General features: G+C 75.3%; 9 protein-coding genes. 4 read left to right on the top strand and 5 right to left on the bottom strand.

All coding sequences use genetic code 11. The features are described 5' to 3' along the window. Positions 1-63 precede the first annotated feature (63 nt). The 4 genes from ACWEMJ_RS14535 to ACWEMJ_RS14520 form a co-directional block, all read right to left on the bottom strand. Positions 64-1,410: a lanthionine synthetase C family protein gene (locus ACWEMJ_RS14535; RefSeq protein ID WP_452137362.1), complete on the bottom strand. Its 1,347-nt coding sequence runs from the start codon at positions 1,408-1,410 to the stop codon at positions 64-66. Positions 1,411-1,834: 424 nt separating this feature from the next. Then, the gene (locus ACWEMJ_RS14530) at positions 1,835-4,879 is read right to left on the bottom strand and encodes a lantibiotic dehydratase (protein WP_452137392.1); all 3,045 of its coding nucleotides are present in this window, start codon (positions 4,877-4,879) and stop codon (positions 1,835-1,837) included. 155 nt (positions 4,880-5,034) lie between these two features. Beyond that, positions 5,035-5,187: an SCO0268 family class II lanthipeptide gene (gene lanA / locus ACWEMJ_RS14525; protein ID WP_452137361.1), complete on the bottom strand. Its 153-nt coding sequence runs from the start codon at positions 5,185-5,187 to the stop codon at positions 5,035-5,037. 427 nt (positions 5,188-5,614) lie between these two features. Continuing rightward, entirely contained in the window at positions 5,615-6,928 is a 1,314-nt protein-coding gene (locus ACWEMJ_RS14520) for a chloride channel protein (RefSeq protein WP_452137360.1), read from the bottom strand. A gap of 168 nt (positions 6,929-7,096) precedes the next feature. Here ACWEMJ_RS14520 and ACWEMJ_RS14515 point away from each other — a divergent pair, with 168 nt between their 5' ends. Next, the gene (locus tag ACWEMJ_RS14515) at positions 7,097-7,321 is read left to right on the top strand and encodes a hypothetical protein (protein WP_452137359.1); all 225 of its coding nucleotides are present in this window, start codon (positions 7,097-7,099) and stop codon (positions 7,319-7,321) included. A 43-nt stretch (positions 7,322-7,364) separates the two neighbouring features. Then, positions 7,365-7,916, top strand: coding sequence for a methylated-DNA--[protein]-cysteine S-methyltransferase (locus tag ACWEMJ_RS14510; RefSeq protein ID WP_452137358.1), 552 nt, complete (start codon positions 7,365-7,367; stop codon positions 7,914-7,916). A 31-nt stretch (positions 7,917-7,947) separates the two neighbouring features. On the opposite strand, the gene ACWEMJ_RS14505 is transcribed toward ACWEMJ_RS14510, so the two are convergent. Next, positions 7,948-9,021 (bottom strand): ATP-grasp domain-containing protein, encoded by a 1,074-nt coding sequence (locus ACWEMJ_RS14505; protein ID WP_452137357.1) that lies wholly within the window; start codon positions 9,019-9,021, stop codon positions 7,948-7,950. Positions 9,022-9,390: 369 nt separating this feature from the next. On the opposite strand from ACWEMJ_RS14505, the gene ACWEMJ_RS14500 reads away from it, so the two are divergent. Together ACWEMJ_RS14500 and ACWEMJ_RS14495 are read left to right on the top strand one after the other, a co-directional pair. Beyond that, positions 9,391-10,797: a family 2B encapsulin nanocompartment shell protein gene (locus ACWEMJ_RS14500; protein ID WP_452137356.1), complete on the top strand. Its 1,407-nt coding sequence runs from the start codon at positions 9,391-9,393 to the stop codon at positions 10,795-10,797. A gap of 112 nt (positions 10,798-10,909) precedes the next feature. Continuing rightward, positions 10,910-11,974: a family 2 encapsulin nanocompartment cargo protein polyprenyl transferase gene (locus tag ACWEMJ_RS14495; RefSeq protein ID WP_452137355.1), complete on the top strand. Its 1,065-nt coding sequence runs from the start codon at positions 10,910-10,912 to the stop codon at positions 11,972-11,974. Positions 11,975-12,040: the final 66 nt, after the last annotated feature.

Here is a 12,040-nt window from a genome sequence, read left to right as displayed (position 1 = left end):
AACCCGCCGGCCCCCGGCCGTGGCACCCGCCACGGCCGGGGGCCGGCCCCGTTGCCGGGAGGGTCAGGACAGCAGCAGCGGCATGTCCCAGTCGTGCGGGGTGCCGCCGGAGGCGTACGAGTCCAGGGCGAGCGCGGCGCCGGCGGCGCCGTCCAGGTAGCCGGAGACGTCGGAGGCGAACGGCTTGACAGTCATCGAGAAGCGCAGGCCGAACGGGGCGTCCGGGTCGAAGGCGTCGATCAGCCGGGCGGCGACCAGGTCGCGCCGGTCCTCGATCCGCGGGTCGCCGAAATGCTCGTTCAGGCGGCCGAGTTGGTGCAGCGCGCCGGCCCAGCCGTGGCACAGCGCGTGGTCCGTCATGCCCCAGTCGTCGAGCGGCCTGGTCAGCAGCCGCTCCACCGAGTCGCGGGCCACCGCCGTCCACTCCGGCCGGTCGAGCACCGCGCCCGCCACCTGCAGGGCGCGGGTGACGCCGGGCGCGCCGTAGCACCAGGACGGCCAACTCGCCGGTTTCGCATAGGAGTCGGGGCCGGCCAGGTACTGGTCGAGGTTCAGGTGAGCCGGCCAGTACGGTCCGTGCTCGTCGCGCACCGCCCAGTGCAGCAGCAGGGCGGCGGCGCTCTCCATCGCCTCCAGCTGCCCGGGGAGCCGGACGCCGTCCCGCCAGGCCAGGGCGAGCAACATCAGCGGGCCGGGGACGCCGTGCGACAGGCCCAGGTTGAGGTGCCCGTCGGCGAACAGGTGCTCCTGGCCGATCCGCGGCGCGTCCAGCGCCCACCAGCGCGGGACGCGCACACCGCGGTGCTCGACCTCGCCGAGCGACAGCTCGATCAGGTAGCCGAGGACGCGCTCCAGCTCCTCGCCGCAGGTCTCGGCGCGGGCCAGCAGGTACCGGCCGACGCCGGTCATTCCGCGCACCACCTCGTAGTGGCCGATGGTGGGCAGCGGCCCGTCCGGCACGGCGGGCAGCGCGGTGCGCACCAGCTGCCGCTGGTAGGCGTCCAGCCGCTGCAGCGCGCTGCCGTAGCCGCCGGTGGCGCGGTTGGCGACCAGCACGGCGAAGGCCAGCGCCCCGGGGCCCTTGAAGATCCCGCTGGGCGTGGTGTCGCCGTCGGCGGCGGCCCGGGTGCCGACGGCCAGCCAGCCGTGGGCCCGCGCCACCCGGTCGGTGCCCGGCCGGGCGCCGCCGCTGAACGCCAGCGCCAGGCCCGGACTGCCGCTGCCGAGCGTCAACTCGGCCCACACCCCCTCCGCCACCCCGTCGTCGGCCGCCTCGGCCGGGATCCGGGTGGCGGCCATCACGGCGGCCGGATCGGCCAGCCTGTCGAGGATCCGGTCGGACACCGCCCCGGCCGCCTCGCGCAGCTCGGCCCGGCGCGTCGACGTCGCGGGGGGATCGGTCACGGTCATAGCGGGCTCCGGGTGGTGAAAGGAACGGGAACGGAGAGAGAACGCACGGCCGGGGCGAACGACCGCCGCCGCGCGGACGGCCCGCCCGGGTTCGGCGGCTCGGCAGGGTGTGGGCGCCGGATGGCTGCTCGGCCGGTTGCGTCGGCGGGCGTGGCGGTGCGCGGAGCCGAGCGCCGTCGCCGGCCTTCGGCCCCGGCGTGGGCCGCGCCAGGAGCGGTGAGTCGGTGAGCCGGCGTCGGAGCGAGCGCGTTCCGGGTTTCGGCAGGCGGAGTCACGGGGGTTCGCCGGCCCGCCGCCCCGGTCTCGGCGTGGCCGGGTTCGGGCAGCCGGTGGGGTGCTGTCGACTCCGGCGTGTCGGCGTCCCACCGCCCGGCCGCAGGCCACTGCCGTCCCCCGGTCCCGGCGGGGCCCGGCCGGTGTGCGGTCACCGGGTCCCGCCGGAGTGGGCGCGGCGGCCCAGGAGGGTGCGGGCCGCGCCGCGCAGGACCGCGTAGCCGCGGGCCTCGGCGGCCGGGTCGATGCCGAACAGGCGGTTGTGGCGCATGTGCAGCAGCGACATCAGGGCCTCGTCCCGGTCGGCCTCCGGGGCGGCCAGCAGCAGCCGGCCGAAGGCGCGCGGCGCGGGGGAGTCCGTCCAGAGCGTGTCCAGCGCGGGGACGCCCAGCAGTTCGGCGGCGTGCCGGGCGGCGTCGCCGGGGCGGATCAGCCGGTCGGTCAGGGCGCGGTGGCGCTGGTAGACCTGGTGGTCGGGGCTCTTGTCGAACAGGTGGTCGGCCCAGCCGGCCCAGTCCCAGTCGCCGAGCGAGTCCAGCAGCACGGCGTGGCCGACGGCGGCCAGCACCTCGTCCGGCACGGCGGCCGCCCCGCGCCGGCGGGCCTGCAGCTGCACCACGGCGGACTGACTGTCCGTCAGGAACAGTTCCTCGGCGGCCTGTTGGGCATCCGGCCCGAGGTAGCGGTCGGTCTCCGGCCGGTACACGTCCAGCGCCATGGTGCGCACCGCGCCGCGCCCGATCAGCTGCCGGACGTGCCGGGACAGCGTGGGCAGCACGCGGCCGGTCAGCGTGGCGGGGTCGCCGTGCAGGCGCAGCCGCAGGTGCGGTTCGGGGTCGCGGTAGCGCAGGAAGAACCAGCGGTCGATGTCCTCGCCGAGGTCGGCGAGCAGCGCGGGCAGGTGGTCGGCGAGCAGCGTCTCGTGCGTGGACGGGTCGGCGTACAGCTTGGCGAACAGCCAGTCCTCGCCGGGCAGGTGGACGGCGGTCGGGGTGAGGCGCAGCGCCGATTTGGCGAGCGGCGGCCGCGCGTCGGCGGGCTGCGGGGCCGGGGCGCGGAACAGCGGGACGACGATCTCGGTGCTGTGGCCGTGGTTCCAGCCGAGCCCGGCGCCGTCCGCGGTGAGGTCCTGGAAGAGCTGGAACCTCGGTTCGGGGGCGGTGAGTTCGGCGCGCAGCAGTTCCGCGTCCCAGCTCTCCCGCAGGTCGATCGGGAACATCCGGTCGTTGCTGGCGATCAGCAGCCGGTCGGGCACCCGGTAGCGTTCGCGCCATTCGCGCAGGCCCTCGGCCCAGGCGGCGGGCCCGGGGGTGCGGGCGGCGTCGCGCAGGCGGCGGCCGGGCAGCCAGCGGCGCGGGGTGGTCAGGACACGGCCGTAGCGGACGGCGGGCAGGTAGGGCAGGGTGTCCAGGCCCGCCCAGTCCCAGCCGGACCACACCCGGGGGCGGGCGGCGGACAGCTCGGACAGGAAGCGGGCGACCGGCGGGGCCTGCGCGTCCAGGGCGAGCATGTGCGGGAAGACCGGGACGACCTGGCGGCCGGTCTCCGGGTGCAGCAGGCGCAGTCCGCCCTCGCCGGCGGCGACCAGCAGGGTGCGCCAGTCCAGGCAGTGCGGGTCGTCGCGGTCGGCGGGCACCCCGATCGGCAGGCGGTCCGGCAGCAGCGGCGGCACCTGGACGATGTTCAGCGAGCGCGGGTCGCGCGGCGCCAGTTCGACCTGGACGGGCAGGACGTCGTCCTCGGCGGGCCCGGCGGCGAGCGCGGCGAGGCCGTCGGTCAGCCCCGCCAGGTCGGCGAACCGGCCGGCGGTGGCGCCGGCCGTCCAGGAGCCGATGTGCGGGCTGCCGAGCAGCAGGAACTCGCCGCGGTCGAGGGCGTCGGCGGAGTCGGCGAGCAGTTGGAAGCAGAGTTCCAGGGTGCGCGGCGGCCGGCTGCTGCCCGGGGCGTGGCCGGCGGCGTCGGCGAGCCGGGCGATGTCGGCGTCGTCCAGTTCGAGGTCGCGGCCGGACATGACGGCCTGCTGGACGAGTTCGGCGACGGCGTTGCGGCGCGGGCGGTCGGCGTCGTCGCCGGGCCCGGAGCGGGAGTGCGCGGGCAGCGCGCCGCCGTACTCGGCGGGCAGGCCCAGGCCGCGCTGCGGGTCGACCAGGTCGCCCAGCGGGACGGCGCTCGCGGTGCCGTAGTGCTCGACGAACCGCTCCCGGTAGTCGCGCAGGTGCTCCAGCGTGGTCCACTCGGGCGTGATCGCCCAGATCGCCGCCGCGTACCGCCGCACCTCCTCGGCGACCGCCTCCGGCAGCACCAGGTCGGCGGGCATCCGCAGATCGACCTGGACGGGCGGCCGCTCCCCGGCCCGGTCGTCCGGGTCCAGCGCCCGGACCTCCCGCAGCAGGGCCCGCCAGGACTCCAACCCCTCGCCGGGGCGGTCGAGTTCGTGGGCGGCCGCGGCGGCGCGCACCGCCCGCAGGCCCTCGGCGGCGCCGGGCACCGCCCCGTCCACGGCGGACTCGATCCGGCTCAGCAGCGCGTCGTCGATCCGGTGCGGGGTCAGCGAGGTCAGCAGGAAGCCGTGCTGGACGAGCCCGGCCAGCACCGTGTCGATCCGTTCCTCCGACAGTTGCGGGAAGCGCTCCGCCAGGTCGGCCAGCAGCGCGGCGTAGCCGACCGGCCGGGCCGCCAGCTCGCGCACCCGGGCGACCAGCGCGTTGTCGCGCACCGAGACCTCGCGCTCGCCGGTGTGCCGCAGCAGCCGGCCGTCGCGCAGCACGGACAGGTCGTCCAGCACCACCTCGACCCGGCGGCGGACCTCCGGCACAGCCAGCCAGGCCAGCACCCGCCGGTGCAGCCAGCCGCCGTCCAGCCGCACCCGGACCTGCCCGGCCCCGGCGGGCGAGGACTTCGCGGCCGCCCCGAACGACGCCCGGCCGACCCCCGCGAACAGGCCGAACGGCGTCGGCCGGCCGCCCGAGCGGCGGGCGTAGCGGGTCAGGGTGCGGGCGGCGCTGACCGTCCGCTTGCGGCCGAGCGCGGCCGCGCCGTCGGGCTCGCCGAGGCGTTGCAGGCTGAGTGCGAGGCTGCCGCTGGCCACCTCGACGGCCTGCCGCAGCAGCGGGTTCGCGGCCAGCCGGCGTACCCCCGGGACCGGGTCGTCCGGGTCGATCCGGGTCTCGGCGCCCGTCCGGGGCGTGCTGGCCATCCGCACCAGTACCGGCTCGCGGATCTCGAACAGGTCCTGCTCTGCTCGCACGTTCGTGGTGCCCCTCAAGGTCGGAGACGGCGGGAAACTGCGGGGGACGAAGAAGCGCGGGGCGGCCGCAGCCCGCCCCGCGCAGATGCTCCACCGACGTGACGTCAGCAGCAGATCGGGCAGCGGGTGCCGATCGCGTAGCTGCTCGGGGAGGTGTACGTGCCCTGGCCGAAGGCCTGGGTCTCCTCGGCGACCTCCGCGATGCGCAGGTCGAGGTCGAGGTCGGTGTCCTGCTGCACGAGGATGTCGTTACGCATGGTCCCCTCCAGAGGGCTCGTCGGTCCGGCCGGAACGGAGTCCCGGCCGTGACGCCGGCTGTGAACGGGGGTTCGCTTCCGGCGGCGAGGCCAACTTTTTCTCGGCTTCCCACCATGTGGTGAGGGCTGTCCTGGCCAACCTGGCGGCAGCCGCCCGCCGCTCGCCGGCCCGCCGCGCCCGCAACCCGCGCCACCTGCGGATCCGCGCCTGTCGCAGGGCCTTTCGGAGTTGACCGGACCAGGCCGGGGAGTGTCCATTTCCGATCGGCCGGCGACCGTCAGGTTTCAGCAGCGAAAACGACGAACGCTCCTGCTCCCAGGTGGTGGGAGGGAGATGGGTGGGGCCTGTGCGACAGGAGTCCACGACCGGTTCGCGGGGCGTTCACCGTTTTGACTCAAACTTTGCCGCCCCGCGGCCGAGAACCGGTCAGGGCGCCGTCGGCGGCCCGCCCTCCGCCACCCGGTGCACGAACGTCGCGGTCAGGAACGCCACCACCGCGCAGACGATCACCAGCGGCAGCGAATCCGCCGCCTGGTCACCCAGCAGCGCCGCCGCCAGCACCGTGCTCGTCACCGGCAACCGCGTCACCGCCGCACTGCTCGCCGCCAACCCCGCCGCCAGACCCGCCGCCACCCCCAACCCCGGCAGCCCGCCCGCCGCCACCCCCAACGCCGCCCCCACCAGCACCGCCGGAAAGATCGGCCCACCCCGCAACGACCCCAACGCCACCCCCCAACCCAGCCCCTTGAACACCACCAGCGCCAACAACGCCCCCACCGACCACGCCTGCGGATCCGCCGCCAACTGCCCCAGCGTCGCCTGCCCCGACAACGCCGCCTCCTGCGGCGACCGGCCCGTCGCCAGCGCGTATCCCGTCAGGCACAGCCCCACCAGCAGCGCGCACAGCACCGTCCGCACCCCCGTCCGCTGCGCCGTGAAGCCCGCGAACCGGTGGCCCAGCGTCTGGCCCGCGACCATCACCACCGCGATCACCACCGCCAGCGGCACGCCCCACAGGAAGTCCCCCGCGTCCGGCAGCGCCGCCCTCGGCACCACCGGCAGGCCCAACGCCCCGATGGTCAGCCCCGTCCAGTGCCCGAACCCGGTGAACACCAGCGCCCCCACCCCCGAGGAGAGCAGGCACGGCAGCAGCAGCAGGGTCAGCTGCGGACCGCCCAGACCCGCCGCCTCGATCATCATCACCGCCGCCACCAGCGGACTCCCGAAGATCGTCGAGATCGCCGCCGTCGACCCGGCCGCACCCAGCAGCGGCACCGCCGGCCCGCCCGCCGCCCGCCGGGCCCGCCCCGCCGCCAGCAGCGCCAACCCGCTGCCCACCGCCATCAACGGCGCCTCCGGGCCCAGCACCGCGCCCAGCGGCAGCGACGCCAGCGCGGCCAGCACCACCGACGGCACCTCCACCGGCAGCGTCGGCGGCCCGCCCAGCCCGTGCACCGGCACGTGCCCGCCCCGCCCCGGCAGCCGCGTCACGATCGGCGCCAGCAGCAGACCCGCCAACGCCAGGGCGGGAACCGGCCACCACCACGGCGCCCGCCCGTACCCCAGCGCCTCGGGCGCCGACTCCCACACCCAGTGCTGCAGCTCGTGCTCCAGGCCGACGAAGCCGAACGCCGCCAACGAGACCGGCACACCCACCAGCGCGGACACCAGCAGCAGCCGGCCGTAGCCCGGACTGCGCAGCAACGCGCGGATCCCGGGCTCCGCCGCCTGCTCAGCCATCTGCGCTCCCTGCCGCCCGGACGATCCTGCTCCGACCGTCCAGCGGCCCGCCGACCCCGGCCATCCGAGCGCGCCGAACGGGCGAGCACCGTGCGCGCGGCCCCGCCGCGCCGGTCGTACCGTGGACCGAGGGGGCAGCCACCCGGGGGACGACCCGAGGAGAACGCGATGCCCGGTTCCATGACCATCAGCCACACCGACGCGCTCGTGATGCTCAGCCACGACGACGCCGAGCGCCTCAGCGCCGTGCTGTCCGGCCTCTCCCGCCTCGCCGCGACCGGCCAGCTCCCCGCCGCCGCCACCGCCGCCCTCTCCGGCGGCGACCCCCCGGACCGCGCGGAACTCGCCACCTGGTGCCACAACCTCTCGGAGTACCTGCGCGACCACCTCTGACAACCGCCGCCCCCCGTCCCCCGCCGCCCGGTACGTTGAACGCATGGACCTGTCGTGGGTGACCGTGGCCACGCCCCTGCCGAGCGGCCCGATGAAGTTCGGGGTGACCTCGCAGGGCGTCGCCGCGGCCACCTTCGCGGCGGAGGTCTTCGCCGGCCGCCCGGTCGGCGTCCCGGAGTGCGAGGACGCGCGCAAGCGCACGCTGGTCGAGGCCCGGGTCGGCGAGTACTTCGCCGGGCAGCGCCGGGAGTTGGACCTCCCGATCGACTGGCGCTTCGCGACCGGCCCCCAACTGGCGGTCCTGCGCTGCCTGTTGACCGAGGTCGGCTACGGCCGGACGATCACCTACGGTGCGCTCGCCGCCCGCAGCGGAGTCTTCGAGGAGCTGGCCGAGCCGGGCATACCCGCCCGGACGGTCGGCCAGATGATGGGGGCCAATCCGCTGCCGCTGCTGGTGCCGTGCCACCGGGTGGTGGCGTCCGACGGCCTGGGCGGCTTCGGCGGCGGCTGGCACGGGGTGGAGGTGAAGCGGTGGCTGCTCACCCTGGAGGGCGTCCTGCCGCCGACCCTGGACTGGTCCGGGCCGGCGGACTGAACCCGGGGCCGACCGGGCCCGGGGCCGCCGCTCAGCCGGCGAGCGCCCCGTCGAGCCGCTCCAGCGCGGGCGCCGCGCCCCGGCGGGGCAGCACGGCCTGGATGCCGGACACCAAGGTGTAGTCGCCGAGCGCGAGTTCGTCCGCTGCGGGCAGCACCGGCCGTCCCCCGAGCGCGAGTTCGAGCGCGGCGGCGGGCAGGTTGAGCCCGCAGAGCCGGAGTTGGTGCAGGCCGCCGGACGGGCGCGTGTTGATGTCGAGGACCACCGGCCGCCCGCTCGCCTCGTGCCGGAACTGGACGTTGGAGAGGTGCCCGACGCCGAACCGCTCGACCAGGCGGCGGGCCGGCTCCAGGTAGCGGGGGTCGACGGTGAAGCCCCGGCGGCGGCCCTGCTTGGTGCGTCCGACGGCGGCCAGCACCCGGCCGTCCTGGTCGGCGAGGCAGTCCACCGACACCTCGGGGCCGCTCAGGTAGGGCATCACCAGCAGGTCCGCGGGGGCGGTGGAGGACCTCAACGCGGCCACCACCTGGTCGAGTTGGACCCGGGCGTCGACATACCCGGCGAGCCGGCGCAGGCTGAACGGCTCGCGGGTGAGGATCCGGAAGCCCTCGCCGCCGGCCCCGCCGGCCGGCTTCAGGCAGGCGGTGGCGCCGGTGGCCTCGATCTCCTCGACGGCGACCAGGAGTTGGGCGGCGGTGTCGGCGTGCCGCCACAGCGGGGTGGGCAGGCCGGCGGCGTCGAGGGCGCGGTATCCCTCCGCCTTGCTGTCGAACAGCGCGATCGCCGGCGCGGGCGGGCAGATCAGCGTGGTGCCGAGGGCCTCGAACTCGCGGCGGCGCAGCGATATCGCCAATTGGTGCAGCCGGGGCAGGAACACGTCCACCCGGTGCCGGGCGCAGAATTCCAGCGCGAATTCCACATAGCTCTCGGCGGAGCGAAGGTCCGGTTCCAGCAGCCCGAGGTCGGCGGCGGCGAGCACCGGCGAATCGGGGTCGACGTGCGTGGCCAGGACGTGCACCGGGCGCGGCGCGGACCGCAGCAGCTCGATGAAGAAGACGTTCTCGGCGTAGGTGCGGTTCAGCCAGACGCGGACAGGCGCGGTCACGGAAGGTCTCCCCGGAGAAGGGCGTGCCAATGGGGGTTCACCGACCGGTTCGCCTGCGCTGCGGCGGCGTTCACCACGCGGTGTGGGGGCCACCTTAGCGCTGTTCCGGAGTGATTCGAACAACGGCCTGATGAGCTGCCCGGACGCCTCGAAACCGGGGTCCGGCCGGGGCTCGCGCGGGTGTGCGGCGGGGCGCGCGGACGGCCGCCGGAAGGCTCGCGCGGATCGGGCGGCGATGACCCGGTGCACTGGTCGCACTATTCACCCCGCACACCTGAATCACCCGCACGAGTGATTGCCGAGTGCCCTGACCGCCCGTCAGCATGGTTGCCGCCAACCGCCGTCGACGCGATCACGAGGCTCTCGGAAATGACGACCGAAACAACCGCCGGAATTCCCCAGGCGAGGCCGCAGAGCAGCCTCTCGGTGGCGGCGGCCAAGAACCTCGCGTCGACCACCAAGTCCGCCCCGCAGATGCAGGAGATCAGCAACCGCTGGCTGCTGCGCGCCCTGCCCTGGGTCGAGGTCGACGGCGGCACCTACCGGGTGAACCGCCGCCTCTCCTACGCGGTGGGCCGCGGCCGGGTCGGCTTCGTGCAGACCGGCCGCGAGGTCTCCGTGGTGCCGCCCACCCTGCGCGAGGTCCCCGTCCTGCGCGGCTTCGAGGACGACGAGCTGCTCACCGAACTGGCCGGCCGCTTCGTCCAACGGGACTTCGCCGCAGGCGAGTTGTTGATCGAGCAGGGCCGCGAGATCGACGAGGTCTACCTGGTCGCGCACGGCAAGGTCGACAAGGTCGGCACCGGCCCCTACGGCGACGCCACCGTGCTCGGCACCTTCGCCGACGGCGACCACATCGGCGACGAGGCGCTCACCGTCGCGGACCGCCGCTGGCCCTACAGCGTCAAGGCCGCCACCGCCGGCACCGTGATGGTGCTGTCCTGGCCCGCCTTCCAGGAGATCGCGGACCGCTCCGAGGCACTGCGCGACCAGATCCTCGCCTTCGTCGCGGACTCCCGACTCCCGCAGAACCGCAAGGGCGAGGCGGAGATCGGCATGTCGGCCGGCCACCACGGCGAGCACGAACTGCCCGGCGCCTTCGTCGACTACGAACTGGCCCCGCGCGAATACGAGTTGAGCGTCGCCCAGACCGTCCTGCGGGTGCACACCCGGGTCGCCGACCTCTACAACAAGCCGATGAACCAGACCGAGCACCAGCTCCGGCTGACCGTCGAGGCACTGCGCGAACGCCAGGAGCACGAGCTGGTCAACAACCCGGAGTTCGGCCTGCTGGCCAACGCCGAGTACAGCCAGCGGATCCAGACCCACTCCGGCCCGCCCACCCCCGACGACATGGACGAGCTGCTCTGCCGCCGCCGCAGCACCAAGTTCTACCTCGCCCACCCGCAGGCCATCGCCGCCTTCGGCCGCGAGTGCAACCGCCGCGGCCTCTACCCCGAGACGATCAAGGTGGACGGCAGGACCGTGCCCACCTGGCGCGGCGTCCCGATCTACAGCTGCAACAAGATCCCGGTGGTGAACGGCTCCACCTCGATCCTGGCGATGCGCGTCGGCGACGACAACCAGGGCGTGATCGGCCTGCGCCCCGGCACGCTTCCCGACCAGGTCGAGCCCGGGCTGAACGTCCGCTTCATGGGGATCGACGAGAAGGCCGTCATCTCCTACCTGGTCAGCGCCTACTACTCCGCCGCGATCCTCGTCCCCGACGCCATCGGCGTGCTGGAGAACGTGGACATCGCCAACTGGCACGACTGACCACCGGGCGGGCCCGCCGTCCCGGGCCCGCCCGTCACCCGCATCGGCACTCGGCCGGCGCGGAGATCCGCCCCGCCCCGCACCCGGGGCGGGCCCAGGGGGAGGACTCAGCATGGCCACCACCGTGTTCGAACGCGAACAGCACAGCGAGGGCGCCCGCGACACCGCCGAAGCCCACGCCCTGCTCGGCCGCGCCCGCACCACCGTCGACCCGGCCCTGCGCGCCGCCGTGGACACCCTCCCGGACTCGATGCGGCAGATCGCCGGCTACCACCTCGGCTGGCTGGAGGCCGACGGCACCCCCAGCGCGGCCGGCGCCGGCAAGGCGATCCGTCCCGCCCTGGTGCTCGCCGCCACCCAGGCCGTCGGCGGCCGCCCGCAGGACGCCGTCCGCGCCGCCGCCGCCGTCGAACTCGTGCACAACTTCACCCTGCTGCACGACGACGTCCTCGACCGCGACCACACCCGCCGCCACCGCCCCACCGCCTGGCGGGTGTTCGGCACCACCGGCGCGATCCTGGCCGGCGACGCCCTGCACTCCCTCGCCCTGCGGATCCTCGCCGAAGACCCCCACCCCGCCGCCCCGGCCGCCGTCCGCCGCCTCGCCGACTGCGTGGTCGAACTCTGCGCCGGACAACAGGCCGACTGCTCCTTCGAACAGCGCTCCGACGTCACCCTCGCCGAATGCCTCGCCATGGCGGAGAGCAAGACCGGCGCGCTCCTCGGCTGCGCCTGCGCCCTCGGCGCGCTCTACGCCGGCGCGGACGACGCCACCGCCGACGCGATGGACGCCTTCGGCCGCGAGATCGGACTCGCCTTCCAGCTGATCGACGACCTGATCGGCATCTGGGGCGACCCGGCGATCACCGGCAAGCCCGTCGGCGCGGATCTCGCCGCCCGCAAGAAGTCCCTCCCGGTCGTCCACGCCCTCTCCTCCGGCACCCCCGACGGCGCCCGCCTCGCCGCCCTCTACGCCTCCGGCCGCCCGCTCAGCCCTGCCGACCTCGCCACCGCCGCCACCGCCGTCGACCGCGCCGGCGGCCGCGCCTGGGCCCAGACCGAGAGCTGCGACCGCATGGCCACCGCGATCAGCCACCTCGCCCTGGCCGTCCCGGACCCGTCCCGCACCGACGAGCTGCTCGCACTGGCGGAACTGGTGACGCGCCGCAGCTACTGACAGGGGTAGGCAGGTGAGCGCGAAGACAGGGGCGCGGGGAACTGCGCGCAGCGGAAGGCGTCCCAC

Source organism: Kitasatospora sp. NPDC004531, from assembly GCF_053602195.1.
Note: the sequence above shows the minus strand (reverse complement) of the source record. Positions and strands in the feature narration are given on the sequence as shown.